This is a genomic window from Bradyrhizobium sp. 17 (assembly GCF_023073515.1).
Lineage (GTDB): Bacteria > Pseudomonadota > Alphaproteobacteria > Rhizobiales > Xanthobacteraceae > Bradyrhizobium > Bradyrhizobium canariense_D.
Genome location: NZ_JADPJQ010000039.1, coordinates 46,917 through 62,123 on the forward strand (window position 1 = coordinate 46,917; position 15,207 = coordinate 62,123).

A 15,207-nucleotide genomic window follows, 5' to 3' on the forward strand; every position below is an offset into this window, starting at 1 on the left:
CAGTCTTTTCAGTTCCGACGGATACTGTCGCGCACGACTCGCTTTCTGCCACCTTCGATCAAAACGCGCGTGCCGCGCCGGCCGAAGACGAATGCGCCGGCATAAACCGGATTGGTCAGCACGTGGTGCAGTGTGTAATAGACCGGCGCTTTCCACTCGGTTGTTTGCTTGCCATGGCCGTGAACGACCGCCGGAACGACGACTTGCTCCTCCCGGAACCAAAGCAACACCTGCCGAATCGACTGCAGTTCGGCGAATTTGCGAAACACCAGGGCGATGCTATCCTGAATGCGCCGATCCGGGTCCTTCTCGATCCGGCCATCTTCGGCCTTGACGTAGCCGACTGCCACGGTCAGTAGGAGCTCTCCACGGCGTGCCTTCTGCTTAAGCGCCTCGAGGGAACGCTGCCGGAATACCGAAAGCTCCATCTCGCTCATCGTGCCCTTCATGCCAAGCAGGAGGCGATCGTTGATCGAGCGAGGATCATAAATGCCGTCTTCATCGACAATCAGTGTTCCGACTAACCCGCAGAACTCAAGCAAAGTATGCCAGTCGCGGCCATTGCGCGCGAGCCGCGACGCCTCCAGCGAAACAACGGCGCCCACCCGACCCTCGCAAATTGCTGCCAAAAACTTCTCGAAGCCGGGTCGAGCCGTGCCGGCGCCAGATCGGCCGAGATCATCATCGACGATTTGAACATCGCTCCAGCCCAATCGGCGAGCCCGGTCGGCGAGGGAATATTGGCGCCGCTGGCTCTCCAGGTTGTTCGCGACTTGGTAGGATGTCGACTGGCGGATGTAGACGATGGCGTCGCGGCAAAGGTGCTCAGCGCTGATCTTGCTCATCGCGCACCTCCGCGAGGCTTTGGACCGGCTGCCCGGCCGTTGGCGTGATTATCGCTTCGACGAGCCGACACCGCAACAGCGCTATTGCCTTCAGCCTCTCCTCGTCCGACAGTTCGGCTGGTGGTACGGCGATGGCGAACAAATCCGGTTGCGTCCGCAGCGGGATCTTCATTGGCATCTCCTCCTTCGGGGGTGGAATCCCCCACAGAAGAGGCTACGAGATGATCGAGCATGGCACGAATCTCGAGGAGGGCCTTAAGCGGAATCCGGGGTGTGGCAACAATCGCAATCGAACCGGCTTGTGGGGTGACCATCCAGTCTGGAACGTAGAGCGTTCCGTCATGCGGCTGCCGGATTAAAAAGTGGCGAATGCCGTTATGTTCCTGCTCACCGACTACAAGAACGGTTTGACCAACGAGCGGGTGGAATGGATAGGCTACAACAACATCGAACGCCAGATTCCCGGCATTATGGCGCTGCTTCCGACGAGGGCGCCGAGAATTGGGCAGTTCTGGCTTCGTTAATCGAGACCTGTAAGCTCAATGGCGTCAGTGCCGAGCACTGGCTCGTTGACGTTCTCGCGAAGCTCGTCAATGGTTGGCCTGCGGCGCGACTGGACGAACTGCTCCCTTGGGCGTCGTTCTACACGATGCATGCACACGATCCGAGGCTGGCGGCATGAGCCTGAACACGACCGCGGTCCGGGTCAAGGTAATCCTCAAGGAAGTAAAACCAGAGGTGATGCGTCGCCTTGTCGTACCCGTCACGCTGCGCCTTGATCGGCTGCATCTGACGCTTCAGGCGGCGTTTGGTTGGTCAACCAGCCACCTCTTCGAGTTCTTCGCTGGTGAAGACCGTTGGGGGATTCCTGATCCCCACAACGACTACGGCCATCAGCCCATGGATGCCAGCAAAGTACGGCTCTGCGATGTCGTTCGCGAGACCGGCGCCAAGACGATCCACTATCTCTATGACTTCGGCGACAGCTGGGATCACGTGATCAAGCTCGAAAAGTTGTTCGACAACACCACGACGGAGGGCATGCCCTTCCTGCTCGAGGCCGCCGGTCGTTGTCCTCCGGAAGACGTCGGCGGTGCGCCAGGCTATGCCGAATACCTCGACGCCATCAGCGACCCTGCTCATCCGGAGCACGAACATATGCGCCGCTGGGGCCCTGAGCAGTTTGATCCCAACCTCGTCGACCGGAAGGCGCTCGAGGCCGCCGTCACCGCTTTGTCGGAAATATGGAAGCCGCGCCGGCGCACCACGGGTTCAAAATAGACGTCAAGCACCAATCAAATGGGCCTCAGAGCTACGCTTACGTCCGATCAAGACGGCGCGCGATCTGATCGGCAGTCGCCGTCAATAAGCTGAGTGCGCATCTGGAGTTCGTGTTCGCGAATATCTCGCGCGGAACGGCCTCAGCGCGAGTGAGGCCAAGCAGGTCACGCTGGTAGCGGTCCCACCTGTGACCGGCGAGCAGGCTCCGTCAGGGGCAGGTCGAGGTGAGCACGCTCAGTGGCATCTTGCGCGACGAGGCGCTGGAGCGGGGTGGAATCCACTCGCTCTTCAACGACACCAATCTGTTCGGCCAGTTCACCGGTGGTTCCTATGTTCTGCGGGAGAGGTCCATCAAGGACGATCCGAATGCATCCCGCATGCTTGTTGAGGGCGTCTCGCGCACGATCGCGTGGGCGCAGACGATACCGGCCGAGGAGGTGAGGGCGCGGTTCGACCGGATCATCGCGGATCGCAAGCGCTATGAGGATGGCCCCGCGATCAAATATTGGAAGAGCGCCGGCGCGCGAACGGCAAGACCATCGTCTTCATCACACATGGCGTCGACGAGGCCGCGATATAGTTACGTCAGGATCCACTCCTTAAATCGCTTATCGAGCTCAACGAAATGATCGGCCCAGTACTCATCGTTTATCAACACGTTCTTGGGATTGTTGGGATCGGGAAGCCAGCGTCGCGCCTGCTGGTTCAGCTGTTGCTCGGCACCTTTTGTAACCGGGATGGCGCCAAGTTTATTGCCAATTAATACCTGCTGCTCTGGCCTGGTGACGAATTCGAGGAACAGCATCGCGGCCTCCTTCCGGGGGCTGCCCCTGACCACAGTGAAGTATTGTGTCTCGCTGAAACATTGGCCGAACGAGAAATCGATTGACACGCCTGATTCCTTCGCAGCCCTAACTCGGTTTGCAAAGGTAATGGTGTAGTCGACTTCATTTGTCTGAATGAGCTTTACCCCCTCAGCGGTTGCAGCGAACCACTTCCTAGTGTGCGGCTTGATCCTATCCAGCGCGGTGAAAGCGCGCTTTACGTCAAGCGGATACAGCTCGCCCGGCGCAACACCATCAGCAAGCAACGCTGGCTCCAACGTCTGCTCGGCGAGACTGCGAAGGGCGCGACGCCCAGGGAAGTTCGTGATGTCCCAAAACTGCCCAAAGTCACTTGCGGGATACTTCGTTCGGCTTGGGTCATAGGCGATACCACCCGTGTAAATAGCCGTGGGCACAGCAAAAGGAGGCCGCTTCCGGACAAACCGGGCGGGATCTATCAATTTGGGATCGACCGACTCCCAAAACCCTTCCTTTGCGCCTGCATAAGCTGCAGGTCCGCCCGCATCGAATACATCCCACAGAACGTTTGTTACTTGTGACTTGGGCCTTCACCTTAGCCAAGTCCGGACCATCGACGTATTCTACAGAAATTCCGGTTTCTGCCGTGAAGGGCTTGATCCAGAATTCCTTCACAAAATCACCGTAGCTCCCGCCCCAGCTCACGAACGAAATCGTTGTAGCAGCTTGAGCTCGGTGGGGTGCTGCGAAGGGAGCGGCGCCTATCGTAAGGGCCGCACCGGCCTTCACAGCACCGGACAAAACATTGCGACGGTTCATGACGATTACCCTCGGGTCATGAGTAACGCGGCGTGCTACTTGGCATACAACTCGTCTCTCACCGACGAGCTCCTAAGCGTCATCGTTTCTCGTCGCGGGAACTCTGTCAAAGGATGATTCTGCACGTAACGTACAGAGCGTGTAGTCGTTTCTCTTTCTGATGCTTCACTCCCGCGAACACTCGTCGCATCCGCTTTTGCCACGCGTTCGCGTTCGATTCGTCTTCTAGAGGTTCCATCTCGTGGTGCTTCAGTCAGGTGCCGGTCGCAAGCCGCGCCTTGCCTAATACGATACCTTACCCTCGGACGAGCGTGCCGCATTTCTGCCGCTGCGAGGAAATGTACGGGCGCGGAAATTTCGGAGCAGTCAACGTTTCGGTCGCTGCTGAACGACTGTTGAAGAAAACAGACCTGCTCACGTTCTTTCGTGCTCCAAAGTCGGCAAGGAGCCGGTGGGGAGATTCGTCAGCTATGTCAGCGGATCTGAAATCGGGTCGTTCTCAAACCGAACTCGAATCGTTCTCAAAATGTCCCATAAGAAGAAGAATTAAGAAGGAGTGCGTGTGTGTGTGGTGACCACCACTACCCACCAGCAGAGCAGCAGCAGCAGTAGTTGGTGGGCCCGCCTGGATTCGAACCAGGAACCAGACCGTTATGAGCGGCCGGCTCTAACCATTGAGCTACAGGCCCCGCAGCGGGCGCCCCCTGAAAGAGGCCGGCAACGGTGCGCGGTTCGGGCCGGCATTTCGGCAACGCCAAGTTGGGCCGATTGAGCCACGCCTTAGCTCATCTCCACTGAAAAGAACGAGCTAACCGCGCAGGTGAATTTCTTGCGTCGCTCCAGCAAGGGTTTATCCGACTTGTTTCTCCGCTTTTAGGCGTGCTGGATATCTTCGGTTGCCATTCGAGAAACTTTGCGGCCAAATCGGCATTGGTTTCTGCAGAATCCTTGGCGCTTCGATTGCGAAAACGAATGCATGATCGGTCCTACAATCGCTGATGCCGATCCGCAACTTCAAACTATCGTCCTCCTCGTGGAAGCGAATTTCATAACAACAGCCTCTCTGCGCAGCAAGTCGTGACCATGATTCCTCTTCCCGTGAGATTGACGTTGCCCGTGCCATTGCGGGCGGTAAGTGCTTCAGTTGCCACTCTAAGGGCCTCGGCGTAGCGAAGCTGACTTGAACGAGGTGGACTATTGAATTGCGCGGCTATAGAGCTAGCATCGATGCGACGACGAAGTCGTGCCTTGCGCCATACTTGTGATCACCGGCAGAACGTCGTCGGTTGCACGATGGGGTGTATCGTCCCTCCAGCGCACCGAACCAAACGGTCGCTCGAGCATGCGGCGCACTCGCACCGGGACCGGGCCGACGTGAAAGGACATGGCCTGCCGTTCCATCGCCCGCTCCGAATGGGTCCAGCGATTGCGCTGACGAAGGTAATCGAGCCAAGTCGGGCAGTGATAGCGCTCGGTCCACAATTCCGGTTCGGCGATGTCACGCGCGATTGACCAACCGTAAGCGCCATTGCGTTGGCGCGACAACTGCACGTCCTGCATCACGTTGTGAAACGCTCGGGCGTTCTCCTGAGGGACCCGGTATTCGATCTCGACCACAAGCGGGCCGCTGCGTCCCGTAAGCGCAAGCCGCACCTCGGGATCTGCCAGCACTTCAGCTTCCTCCTCACGCGCGCTGATTCGCGGCATACGCAGCCATAGGGCCAAGAGCGGCGAAGCAAGCATGAGGACAGTCGAGACCAGCAAGGCAGCTTCGACGCCGACAGCATCAGTCAGCCGTCCCCAGCCCCAGCTGCCCACGGCAATCCCGCCTGATGACACTGCTTGGTAGGCAGCAAGCGCGCGTCCGCCCACCCAACGCGGCGCTGACAGCTGCACACCGATGCTAAACAATGCCCAAGCAATCGTCCATGCGACTCCCGCCAACAATAGCGCGGCTGCTGTTAACAGCGGCTGCCGACTTAGCGCCACCGCCGCAATCGCTAAGCCCATCGATAGTGCGCAGGCGCGGATCGCGGCTTCGCCGCTCATACGCTTGCGTACCTCAGTCACATTGAGTGCGCCGATCACTGCGCCCAAACCAAAGGCGCTGAGCATGATGCCATAGGTTTGCGCGTCACCATGCAGGAGATCGCGCGCCACAAGCGGCATCAGTGCAATAATCGCCCCGCCGATTAGACCGATCACCATGGCGCGGATTAGTACAACCTTGATTGCCGGCGAATTGGCGATGTAGCGCACGCCAGAAGCGACGGCGCGGCTTAGCCGTTCAGCCGGCAAGCGCGGAGGCGCCGCGACGCGCTTCCACATGTACAACGCGACAAACAGCGGCAGATAAAGGAGAGCGTTGAGCGCAAACGAGGCTACGGGGCCCGCGCTCGCCACCAGCACGCCTCCAATGGCCGGGCCCACGCTGCGTGCGATGTTGTAGTTGCTCCCGTTGAGAGCGACTGCCGCAGGCAACGCTTCTGACGGCACCTGCTCGCCTATCGAGGATGACGAGGCAGGTCCCATTATCGCCATGCCGCTGCCGAGTATAAAGCAAAGTGCCAGCAACAGCTTCGGGGTGACTAGGCCGAACCAGGTGGCCGCCGTCAGCGCGCTTGCGCCAGCAAGCGCGATGGTAAGCGAGACAAGAGCCACGATCCGCCGGTCGTACATGTCGGCAATTGCGCCGGCTGGTACCGAGATGAGCATTACCGGCAACCATAGCGCGGTCTGCACCAGTGCGACCATGTCAGCCGACGATGTCATCTCAGTCATTGCCCAAGCCGCGCCGACGCCCTGAATGAGGATGCCTAGATTAGAAAAAAGGCTTCCAAGCCAGATGCGCCGGAAGGTGGCATAACGCAGCGGCGCGGCGATCCCATCGGCGCTGAAGGCCCGCGGCTTGGGCGCGTCGGTCATCAGCTCCTCCCTTGCCTGCTATGGCTTGGATCAGAGGGCGTTTCCACGCCGGCCGGATTTGCGCCATTTGCGTGTGAAGGCTTCATGGAAACCACTGATGCCCTGAAGCTCCGAATCAGAGCAGCGAAATCGCGTCGCCCGGTAACCAGTCAACCCAGACTTGGTCATTGGATTCGAGTACCGGTATGCCGGAGCCGCTGTTCTGCAGAACGGTTATCCGTTGATCTCCCGCCAATACGGTATATCGAATTGCGTGTCCTACGAATGCACGATTTTCAATGACGCCTCGCAGCCCGAAATCACCGGGCTCTGTGAAGCGGGTCAGCCGGACGAATTCTGGTCTAACCATCAGTTTCATCTGATTGCCTGGGCCGAGATTGCTCTGCAATGCGCAGCCCATCATCGATCCGTCATTCGTCCGGACGCGGGCGACACCATCGGAAGCGTGATCTATAGTTCCCCGTATCAGATTAGCGTCGCCTAGGAAATCTGCAACGAACTCATTTGTCGGCCGAAAGTAAAGGTCGTTTGGCGTGCCGACTTGCTCGATTCGAGCATGGTTCATGACGCAAATCCGATCAGACAGAACGAGAGCCTCTTCCTGATCATGGGTGACATAAAGAATCGTAACACCGAGTTCCTGATGTATTTTCCTGATCTCGAATTGCAACTGATGTCTTAGCTTCTTATCAAGAGCTCCGAGAGGCTCATCCATCAGGATAAGTTTTGGCTTATAAACGAGGCAGCGAGCGATCGAGACCCGCTGTTGTTGGCCGCCAGATAGCTCTTTCGGCTTGCGTTGCGCGAAATCCTTCAGCCGAACCAAATCCAGAATGGCCATTACATCGCGCTCAATTTCGTGCTTAGCGCGCTTGCGGATGCGGAGAGGAAAGGCGACGTTCTCAAAAACAGTCATATGGGGCAGAAGGGCATAGTTCTGGAAAACCATGCCGATGTTCCGTTCGCGTGGAGGGATGTTCGTGACATCGCGTCCATCAATCAGCACGGCGCCACTCGTCGGCACTATCATCCCCGAAACAACGTTGAGCAGGGTCGTCTTCCCGGATCCGCTTGGGCCTAGCAGAGTCAAGAACTCCCCTGGTGCAATCGATAGATTGACACGATCGAGTGCAACCACCGAGCCATAGCTCTTCCTGAGATCCTGAAACTGTAGTGCGGCCTGCAATGGCGTGTCCCTCGTATGTTCGGCTGGCTTGGTTCCATGCATTCTTGGAAATCTCCTCCAAAAGGAGCTGGAATTTAGCATCAAAGTTCTCTATATTGCAATCCGATATGATGAATTGTATGAAGAGACAATGGCTATCCAGATGAATCGACGGGAATTAGCGCAGTTTCTTGGCCCGGTGACGGCTGTAATGGCATTCGGCCTGATCATTCCGCTTGCATTCATTGTCTATAGTAGCCTTGGCGGCGGGCATCTATCGCTGAAGGCTTACATTGACTTATTCAATAGCCGCCTTTTCGCGCGCGTCGCACTGACCACTGTCGAGATTTCGCTGTCAGCGACTGCAGTGAGCCTTTTACTTGGCTATCCCATTGCCCTGCACCTCTCTCGACTTTCGGACTTGTGGCGTCCGATCTTCCTCATCTTTGTATTGCTGCCCTTTTGGACCAGCATTTTGGTCAAGAGCTTCTCTCTTATTGTGGTCCTGGGGGAGCAAGGGCTCGTCAACAGCACGCTGGCTGCGATCGGGTTGCCGCGCCTACCAATGGTGTTCAATCGAATCGGGGTTCTTATCGGGCTAAGCAGCTGGCTCATTCCCTTTGTCGTGTTCCCTTTGCTTTCCAACTTGATTGCGCAAAGCGCAGATCTGCGAAAGACGGCGGCGGTAATGGGAGCGTCGGATCTCCGCATCTTCTGGCAGATCACCTTTCCGCTGAGCACCCCAGGTCTCCTTGCTGGAGGCATTATGTGTTTCGTTATTTCGCTTGGCTCATTCGTTACTCCAGCCTTGCTCGGCGGACGACAGGATATGATGGTCGCGAACCTGATCGATTTCTACACACGCGAATCGCTGAATTGGGCAACAGCATCAGCGATTGCCGTACTTCTCTTCGCGGTAAGCGGGGCCCTGTTGCTCTTGCTTGGTAAGCTGCGAGGCAACAGCGCTTTAGTTTGAGGAGATCAGCTTGACTTCTATTGCATCGCAGCAGGCCTTCATTAAGGCTCCAAGGCAGACCTTTACCAAGGGGCGGATTGTGGTTGGGCTGGCCACCATCCTTTACATCTACTTGCTCTTCCCAAGTTTGATCATAGTGCCGATATCGTTTGGCAATCGGGTCGAGCTTGTCTTTCCGCCGACCTACTATTCTCTTGACTTGTATCGCGCCTACTTCGGGTCGACGGCTTGGCTGACAGTCACATATCGGAGTGCCACTTATGCTTTGCTCGCATCGGCACTCGCGATGGCGGTTGGTGTGCCGGGTGCCTACGCGCTCGCGCGCGCGAATTTTCCGGGCAAGCGGTTGCTTGTCCTGTTAATCCTAAGCCCAATGTTGGTCCCAATCGTCGTGATCTCGCTCGGACTTTATATGTACTATCTACGAATTTCCCTAACTGGAACGGTTACGGGGTTGGTTCTTGCGCACGCAATGTATGTCACGCCTTTCGTAATCCTGACAATTTCTGCCGGTATCGAGAATCTTGATGAAAGGCTGGAAAAGGTAGCAATCATCATGGGGGCAACTCAGTGGCGCGTGTTTCGCCAAGTCGTCTTGCCGCAGCTCGTTCCTTCGCTCATTTCAGCGGGCTTGTTCGCCTTCTTGATGTCATTCGATGAAGTTGTGATCGCTTGGTTCGTCACCGGTCCGAGCACCTTGACGCTGCCGGTTAAGATGTACTCCAGCATCAAGTGGGAAATTGAACCGGTTTTGGCGGCGATCGCGACAATCCTGACCGTTCTTGCGATTGTCATTTGTCTTGCCACGGCTGTGGTGACGCGCGGACGGGCTAGGGCAAGATAAAGTCGACATGGATTGCGTGCCGGTTGGGTCACGCAACCGGTTGCATGCTCTTCGCGCAACTCCAGCACGGTTCTCAATGCGGATTGCTTCCGATTGCGAGCCTAGATGGCGGGCGGGTAGGCGTGCATAAGGTGAACAAGATGGCGGCGGACGGTGCAATTTTATTTGGACGTCCTGCGGGAGGGAAGAATGCAAGAACCAAAAATGATCGCATCTTGGATCGCGCCCAAGGCGACTAAAGATGCCAAAAGCCATATTGCCGGACGCGGGGCCACCGCCCTTCAACCGATCTGCAAGGGTGAAGTGGTAGCGGTCAGAAGCGGGCACATCATGAAATGCTCAAATGTCGCGCCTTGAGTCAAGGTCGTTTGGAGAACAATTGCTTTCAGATATCTGAAGATTTATGCATCGCGGGTGTGAGCCAGGAAGAGTATGAGGGGGTCCAGACCTTCGTCAATCACTCTTGCGATCCGAATTTAGGCATGGCTGGCAACGTGGTCATGGTTGCGATCCGTGACATCGAGCCCGGTGAAGAGCTTGCGCTTGACTACGCGATGCTGGGCAACAGCAGCGATAAGGTAATGGATTGCTGCTGCGCCGCCCCTTCATGTCGGAAAATTGTTGCCTTTCACGACTGGCGTTTACCTGAGCTTCAAGCGAGATATAAGGGGTACTTCTCTTGTGCCGAGGCCCGCATTCGATCGGCGCAGGAGCTATAATCGTCGGAGGGCCGGGGCAGGTGAAAGACAGCCCCGATCCAAGTCTCATATCTTGCCCGACGGCCAGCGGGCTGCCATCTTGCTTTTGGCGTTCCAGGATGATCAGGCCGTGCGGGCTCGCCGAATTGTGGGACCGCCAAGCCACATATTGCGGCGTTTGATGAGACCTTGAGCAGCGAGGGATCCGGACCCTTGCTTATCTTCCGCCAAGATCGCACTCGTTGGCTGCGCACCAGCCAATAGGTTTGTTGATCGGCGCAGACGGTCTGGCGGTTCGAGAAAATCCAAATTGGCTTGTCTTCCCGGGATCTCCTCCGCCGGACCGGTGGAATGAGAAGCGGGCCCAGATGTCGCGTTCCGGTGCATAATGTGACCTCAGCGGTCATAAAAGGGCGTGCATAGTGCTACTAGGAATTGACTTTCGATTCGCGTGATGCAATCTGAGGTCAATGTCCGAGCGCCAAAATTCGCAGCGTAGTCCAAGCCTTCCCGAACGGCTTACAAGGGCTGTCTCCAAGAGCCGTAGTCCACGGAAAGGAGATACCCGCGACCATTCGCTGTTTGTAAATTCAATCGAAAAAGCGGTTATGGTGCTCAATGCGTTTAGTCGAGAGCGACCACGATTGACGCTCGCTGCGGTTACGAAGCTGACAGGTCTGGACAAGAGCGCGGCCCAGCGATTTCTCTTCACCCTTCACCAACTTGGCTTGGTACGAAAACACGACGAGACCAAGCAATACTCGCTGTCTCCTCGGCTGCTTGAATTCGCTTATGCCTACACTTACAGCGACGGCTTGATCGAGCGGGCTCAGCAATTTCTGGTTGAGGCACACGAGAAGACCGGGGAGACCGTTAACCTAATGGTGCTGGACGGCACCGACGTTATCCTCGTTTGGCGGATCCCCAGTTTGGACATTGTCGCAATGAATGTTCAGGTGGGGCTTCGTATGCCCGCCCTCTACAGTATTGCAGGAAGGGCAATTGTTGCTCAATTTCCGCCAAAGGAGCGAGAATTTATCATTCGGGCCACGAACTATCAGAAATATACGGATGAGGCAGTCACGAATCCTAATGAAATGCGCAAGCTTTTGGAGAAGGCGAGCAAAGACGGGTACGTGTTGTCGCAATCGCAATACTTTCACCACGAGACTGCGGTGGGTGCGGCCATTATCGATGGTTCAAAGAAGGTGCTAGGAGGTATCAGCCTTTCTGGTCCTGGTAGCCGGTTGACGGTCCAGGAGGCTCGGGAGAAGCTGTTGCCAGCTACAATTACTGCCGCTCGAAAAATCTCGCTTGCGATGGGCGCTTACTGAGTTTGTGCTAACAGTGTCCTTCCCGGTTGAATGAGCTGGATTAAATGCGCGGCACAAAGTGATAGGTCATTCAACGGCGCCGGTCATGAGCACACGCTTCGGCAAGACTGCTTCGTAAATCGATGCCTTCGCTTCATTTTCAATCTCTCTCCAATCGTCCGGTGAAGATCGCCTAATCGCACTCAAGCCGGGCCCTCATGACTGCTGCTTTCGGCCGCGCCACATTTATCGAACTCTTTCGACCCAGCCGGAGGCAGCGATGCGACCGCGTGCTGCTTGCCTTTGAAATCAGCCACGACTTCCTTCAATGCGCTGGCCTCGCGACTCGCAGACGTCGCAGCGGCACCGTATCGCCCGCCAGCCGGCGCTTGCTGGCCTCGAGAAAAATTCCATGAAACAAGCAGTAATACATCGAGGTCGAGATGCCCTCGCGGCGGCACAGCTCCGAGTTGTTCTCCTCGCGGCGTAGTCCTTCCAGCGCGATGCGGATTTTCTCTTCCAGCCGAGCACTGCGTCTGGCGTCGAATGCCGTTCGGCATTTGTACTGCCGGCGCTTTATCCGTCCCGGATTTCTGTTTCATCTTCGCCCTCGTGGCTACGATGACCAGAAATCCTCCCTTCGTTGAGTCCTTCAATTTGTCTCAGAGATCCTGACGGCAAACACGCCGAGAGTTTCCTTCCAATTTAGGCAAGAGATGACTTCGTGGATGGACGCCTCCGTCACCTGGCAGAGAGAGTTGACGTCGTAAACAGGCAAACCTGGTGAAACGACAGATCTCGCCTACACACACGAAAAGGCGTGCAGTTGAACAGGATCGCGGCAATTCCCCGATGCGCCTCACGCAGTCGGGAGAAGGAAGCCAAGACGTCTGCACCGATGTCGGCAGCTTTGGTCGTCAGCGGGCCGGTCGACTTGCGTCTCGCCAGCAAGTCCCCTTCGATTTCGCCGATCACGTTTCGAGCCTGCTGCACTTCTGAAACTCCGAGCATCTCGTGATCCGCGGCATTGGAATTGACCGTAAGGATGCGAGCTTGCCGCCGGGTGGCAGCTATCGCAGCAATGTCGGGACCGACAGGCTGGGCCGACGTCATGACGGGTACTTTTGGCACCTTTACAAGCGTCAGCGACGCAAACGCTCACGTCGCTTGTTCGCGCGTTAAATCGTCGGTCGGCTGCGCTCGGTCCGGAGCGGATCTGGACTGACGGTTCTTGCTCGATCCGGAACAAAGCGCCCGTCAAGCGGATGCCCGCAAGGCTACCGCTACAAGCCCGTTTCTTTGCCCGAGTGGCTTCGCTTGTCCTTATGAAGTGCTTTCGTAAAATAGCTGGCCCCGGGGGGATGCGCGTTAGGCGGCTAATGAAAGAGCTTGCAAGCAAATATTCAATATGTTATATTACAAAGCAATACATCATACTGTAGTTACAGGGAGGCAACTATGGACCGTCGAGATCATGTCAAGAATAGGTCGACGCGCGTTGCATGTCGGTTGGGTCGCGTAGATGGTCGCATGCCGTTCGCGCAACACCAGCGCGGTTCTCAATGCCGATCGCGCTGCGAGCGCCAGATGACGCGCGGGATAGACGTACATAAGAGTTAACAAGATGCCGGTGGCGGTGCAGTTTCACCGGATGTCGTGGGGGAGGGAAGAATGCAAGAACCGAAAATGATCGCATCTTGGATCACGCCGAAGGCGACTAAAGACGCCAAAAGCCAAATTGCCGGACGTGGGGTCACCGCTCTTCAAGCGATCCGCAAGGGTGAAGTGGTGGCGGTCAGAAGCGGGCACATAATGAAATGCTCAGAATGTCGCTCCTTGAGCCAAGGTCGTCTGGAGAATAATTGCTTTCAAATCTCTGAAGATTTATGCATCGGGGCTGTGAGCGAGGAAGAGTATGAGGGTATCCAGACTTTCATCAATCACTCTTGCGGTCCGAATTTGGGCATGTGCGGCAACGTGGTCATGGTTGCAATCCGCGACATCGGGCCTGGTGAAGAGCTTGCGCTCGACTACGCGATGTTGGGCAACAGTAGCGATAAGGTAATGGATTGCTGTTGCGCCGCCCCTTCATGTCGGAAAATTGTTACCTTTTACGACTGGCGCTTACCTGAGCTTCAAGAGAGATACAAGGGGTACTTCTCCTCGCTTGCCGAGGCCCGCATCCGCTCAGCGCAGCGGCTGTAATCATGGGAAAGCCGGGGCAGGTGAAAGAGCCAGCCCCGATTGTGTTGACCTCAAGAAGATCAGGGGCGCAGCGGGTGCGCACCGAGGATCAGCATGAGCGCGGCCCCAAGGTCTATGCGTTACATGCCCCGGAGGTCGAGTGCATCGGCAAGGGGAAAGCCCGCACGCCTTGCGAGTTCGGCTGCAAGGTCAGCATCGCCACCCCCCTGACGTCCCCGAAAGGCGGACAGTTCGTGCTCCATGCCAAGGCACTGCATGGCAATCCCTTCGACGGGCACACGCTCGGCCCGTATTCGCCGACATGGAGAAGCTCACCGGCGTAGAGGCTCGCCGCATCCATGTCGACAAAGGGTACCGCGGCCACAACCACCCGCACCGGTTCAGGGTCTGGATCTCGGGTCAGGTCCGCCGCGTCACCGCTTCCGTCCGTCGCGAGATGAAGCGTCGCGCGGCTTTCGAGCCTGTCATCGGCCACGTCAAGGTCGAGCACCGCCTGGACCGCAACTATTTCAAGGGCCGCGTCGCGGACCGCTATCCACGCCGCGGCCGGCTACAACTTCGGCCTGCTCCTGCGATGGCTCGCAGAACTCTTGCGTGCCATCACCCGGGCCTTCGCCGAAACTGTCCCGGCTCAAAAGATCGCTTAAATCAGCGCGCGCCCGCGTTCTTCACGGAGGACGAATGAGTGGGTCAAAAGCGCGGCACAAAATTGATAAAGCCAAATTCTGCGGCGCTGTTTGTGAGCATGCGCTTCGTCCAAGATCCTTCAGGCAAAAGGATCCGGTGAGGACCGCGTAATGGCGCTCAGGCGCCCTAATGACTGCTTGTTTCGGCCGCCGCGCGGCTTTCATCAATTTCTTGGGACCAAGTGGCACGAGGGAGATGCGAAGCGCCGGCGAGCGCGCTCGCATTGCTACCGCGGTGAGGCGCTCGGTCACCGGTGACCTTGCCCCACGGGCTTAATCCAGTTTGAAGTTCGCTCTGGCCCACAGCAAGGACCAGAGCATGAAGCGCAAGCGGTGTACGGAAGAACAGATCATCGGAATTTTGAAGGAGCACGAAGCGGAGATTCCGGTCGCCGATCTCTGCCGCAAGCATGGTGTAAGCGACGCCAGCATCTACAAATGGAAGGCCAGGTTCGGCGGGATGGACGTCTCGGAGGCCAAGCGACTGCGGTCGCTTGAAGACGAGAACACGAAGCTGAAGCGGCTTCTGGCAGACGCCATGTTGGACAATGCGGCGCTGAAGGATCTCGTGGGAAAGAATGTATGACCCGCCCCGCCCGTGCAAGGTCGTTTAATGAGGACGATGCAGTCTGCACAAATGTATCCGG

General features: G+C 57.0%; 15 protein-coding genes, 1 tRNA gene and 4 pseudogenes. 12 read left to right on the forward strand and 8 right to left on the reverse strand.

Features of this window, described 5'->3' with window-relative positions; all coding sequences use genetic code 11:
• Positions 1 to 8: 8 nt before the first annotated feature.
• Together IVB13_RS07520 and IVB13_RS07525 are read right to left on the reverse strand one after the other, a co-directional pair.
• Positions 9 to 845: a recombinase family protein gene (locus IVB13_RS07520; RefSeq protein ID WP_247488171.1), complete on the reverse strand. Its 837-nt coding sequence runs from the start codon at positions 843 to 845 to the stop codon at positions 9 to 11.
• The gene (locus tag IVB13_RS07525; protein WP_247356684.1) at positions 826 to 1,017 is read right to left on the reverse strand and encodes a hypothetical protein; all 192 of its coding nucleotides are present in this window, start codon (positions 1,015 to 1,017) and stop codon (positions 826 to 828) included. The genes IVB13_RS07520 and IVB13_RS07525 overlap by 20 nt, the downstream gene beginning before the upstream one ends.
• Before the next feature lie 190 nt (positions 1,018 to 1,207).
• Here IVB13_RS07525 and IVB13_RS07530 point away from each other — a divergent pair, with 190 nt between their 5' ends.
• From IVB13_RS07530 to IVB13_RS07545, 4 genes and pseudogenes are all read left to right on the forward strand, one after another.
• Complete coding sequence (locus IVB13_RS07530; RefSeq protein WP_247356700.1) at positions 1,208 to 1,369, forward strand: hypothetical protein; 162 nt, start codon at positions 1,208 to 1,210, stop codon at positions 1,367 to 1,369.
• Positions 1,330 to 1,527 (forward strand): annotated as a pseudogene (locus IVB13_RS07535) (transposase domain-containing protein); the annotation flags it as partial. The gene IVB13_RS07530 and the pseudogene IVB13_RS07535, both read left to right, overlap by 40 nt.
• Positions 1,524 to 2,126 (forward strand): plasmid pRiA4b ORF-3 family protein, encoded by a 603-nt coding sequence (locus tag IVB13_RS07540; protein ID WP_247488173.1) that lies wholly within the window; start codon positions 1,524 to 1,526, stop codon positions 2,124 to 2,126. The pseudogene IVB13_RS07535 and the gene IVB13_RS07540, both read left to right, overlap by 4 nt.
• Before the next feature lie 224 nt (positions 2,127 to 2,350).
• On the forward strand, positions 2,351 to 2,755 hold the full coding sequence (locus tag IVB13_RS07545) for a hypothetical protein (RefSeq protein ID WP_247488175.1): 405 nt from the start codon (positions 2,351 to 2,353) through the stop codon (positions 2,753 to 2,755).
• Here the strand turns inward: IVB13_RS07545 and IVB13_RS07550 are convergent.
• From IVB13_RS07550 to IVB13_RS07565, 4 genes are all read right to left on the reverse strand, one after another.
• A complete protein-coding gene (locus IVB13_RS07550; protein WP_256467682.1) occupies positions 2,707 to 3,492 on the reverse strand; it encodes an extracellular solute-binding protein in 786 nt (261 codons plus the stop codon). The two genes, IVB13_RS07545 and IVB13_RS07550, sit on opposite strands and share 49 nt — an antisense overlap.
• Before the next feature lie 869 nt (positions 3,493 to 4,361).
• A tRNA-Ile gene (locus tag IVB13_RS07555) sits at positions 4,362 to 4,437 on the reverse strand.
• 529 nt (positions 4,438 to 4,966) lie between these two features.
• Positions 4,967 to 6,673, reverse strand: coding sequence for an MFS transporter (locus tag IVB13_RS07560; RefSeq protein ID WP_247488179.1), 1,707 nt, complete (start codon positions 6,671 to 6,673; stop codon positions 4,967 to 4,969).
• A 115-nt stretch (positions 6,674 to 6,788) separates the two neighbouring features.
• Entirely contained in the window at positions 6,789 to 7,901 is a 1,113-nt protein-coding gene (locus IVB13_RS07565; protein WP_247488181.1) for an ABC transporter ATP-binding protein, read from the reverse strand.
• Between the two features lie 88 nt (positions 7,902 to 7,989).
• Between IVB13_RS07565 and IVB13_RS07570 the strand changes: the two genes are divergently transcribed.
• From IVB13_RS07570 to IVB13_RS07590, 5 genes are all read left to right on the forward strand, one after another.
• Positions 7,990 to 8,814, forward strand: a complete 825-nt coding sequence (locus IVB13_RS07570) for an ABC transporter permease (protein ID WP_247356692.1) — start codon at positions 7,990 to 7,992, stop codon at positions 8,812 to 8,814.
• Positions 8,815 to 8,824: 10 nt separating this feature from the next.
• The gene (locus IVB13_RS07575; protein WP_247356693.1) at positions 8,825 to 9,658 is read left to right on the forward strand and encodes an ABC transporter permease; all 834 of its coding nucleotides are present in this window, start codon (positions 8,825 to 8,827) and stop codon (positions 9,656 to 9,658) included.
• A gap of 189 nt (positions 9,659 to 9,847) precedes the next feature.
• On the forward strand, positions 9,848 to 10,015 hold the full coding sequence (locus tag IVB13_RS07580) for a hypothetical protein (protein ID WP_247356694.1): 168 nt from the start codon (positions 9,848 to 9,850) through the stop codon (positions 10,013 to 10,015).
• Positions 9,994 to 10,377, forward strand: a complete 384-nt coding sequence (locus IVB13_RS07585) for an SET domain-containing protein-lysine N-methyltransferase (protein ID WP_247488184.1) — start codon at positions 9,994 to 9,996, stop codon at positions 10,375 to 10,377. Before IVB13_RS07580 ends, IVB13_RS07585 begins: the two co-directional genes overlap by 22 nt.
• Positions 10,378 to 10,826: 449 nt before the next feature.
• Entirely contained in the window at positions 10,827 to 11,690 is an 864-nt protein-coding gene (locus IVB13_RS07590) for an IclR family transcriptional regulator (RefSeq protein ID WP_256467681.1), read from the forward strand.
• Between the two features lie 287 nt (positions 11,691 to 11,977).
• Here IVB13_RS07590 and IVB13_RS07595 read toward each other — a convergent pair.
• A pseudogene (locus tag IVB13_RS07595) lies at positions 11,978 to 12,271 on the reverse strand (IS3 family transposase); the annotation flags it as partial.
• Positions 12,272 to 12,410: 139 nt separating this feature from the next.
• On the reverse strand, positions 12,411 to 12,782 hold the full coding sequence (locus IVB13_RS07600) for a hypothetical protein (protein ID WP_247356696.1): 372 nt from the start codon (positions 12,780 to 12,782) through the stop codon (positions 12,411 to 12,413).
• Between the two features lie 558 nt (positions 12,783 to 13,340).
• Between IVB13_RS07600 and IVB13_RS07605 the strand changes: the two genes are divergently transcribed.
• From IVB13_RS07605 to IVB13_RS07615, 3 genes and pseudogenes are all read left to right on the forward strand, one after another.
• Entirely contained in the window at positions 13,341 to 13,874 is a 534-nt protein-coding gene (locus tag IVB13_RS07605) for an SET domain-containing protein (RefSeq protein WP_247356697.1), read from the forward strand.
• Positions 13,875 to 13,969: 95 nt separating this feature from the next.
• Positions 13,970 to 14,521 (forward strand): annotated as a pseudogene (locus IVB13_RS07610) (IS5/IS1182 family transposase); the annotation flags it as partial.
• A gap of 358 nt (positions 14,522 to 14,879) precedes the next feature.
• Positions 14,880 to 15,137: pseudogene (locus IVB13_RS07615) on the forward strand (transposase); the annotation flags it as partial.
• Positions 15,138 to 15,207 lie beyond the last annotated feature (70 nt).

Coding starts and splice junctions, on each gene's coding strand:
- IVB13_RS07520 (WP_247488171.1), bottom strand. CDS start 845: ATGAGCAAGATCAGCGCTGAGCACCTTTGCCGCGACGCCATCGTCTAC.
- IVB13_RS07525 (WP_247356684.1), bottom strand. CDS start 1,017: ATGAAGATCCCGCTGCGGACGCAACCGGATTTGTTCGCCATCGCCGTA.
- IVB13_RS07540 (WP_247488173.1), top strand. CDS start 1,524: ATGAGCCTGAACACGACCGCGGTCCGGGTCAAGGTAATCCTCAAGGAA.
- IVB13_RS07560 (WP_247488179.1), bottom strand. CDS start 6,673: ATGACCGACGCGCCCAAGCCGCGGGCCTTCAGCGCCGATGGGATCGCC.
- IVB13_RS07565 (WP_247488181.1), bottom strand. CDS start 7,901: ATGCATGGAACCAAGCCAGCCGAACATACGAGGGACACGCCATTGCAG.
- IVB13_RS07570 (WP_247356692.1), top strand. CDS start 7,990: ATGGCTATCCAGATGAATCGACGGGAATTAGCGCAGTTTCTTGGCCCG.
- IVB13_RS07580 (WP_247356694.1), top strand. CDS start 9,848: ATGCAAGAACCAAAAATGATCGCATCTTGGATCGCGCCCAAGGCGACT.
- IVB13_RS07585 (WP_247488184.1), top strand. CDS start 9,994: ATGCTCAAATGTCGCGCCTTGAGTCAAGGTCGTTTGGAGAACAATTGC.
- IVB13_RS07590 (WP_256467681.1), top strand. CDS start 10,827: ATGTCCGAGCGCCAAAATTCGCAGCGTAGTCCAAGCCTTCCCGAACGG.
- IVB13_RS07600 (WP_247356696.1), bottom strand. CDS start 12,782: ATGACGTCGGCCCAGCCTGTCGGTCCCGACATTGCTGCGATAGCTGCC.
- IVB13_RS07605 (WP_247356697.1), top strand. CDS start 13,341: ATGCAAGAACCGAAAATGATCGCATCTTGGATCACGCCGAAGGCGACT.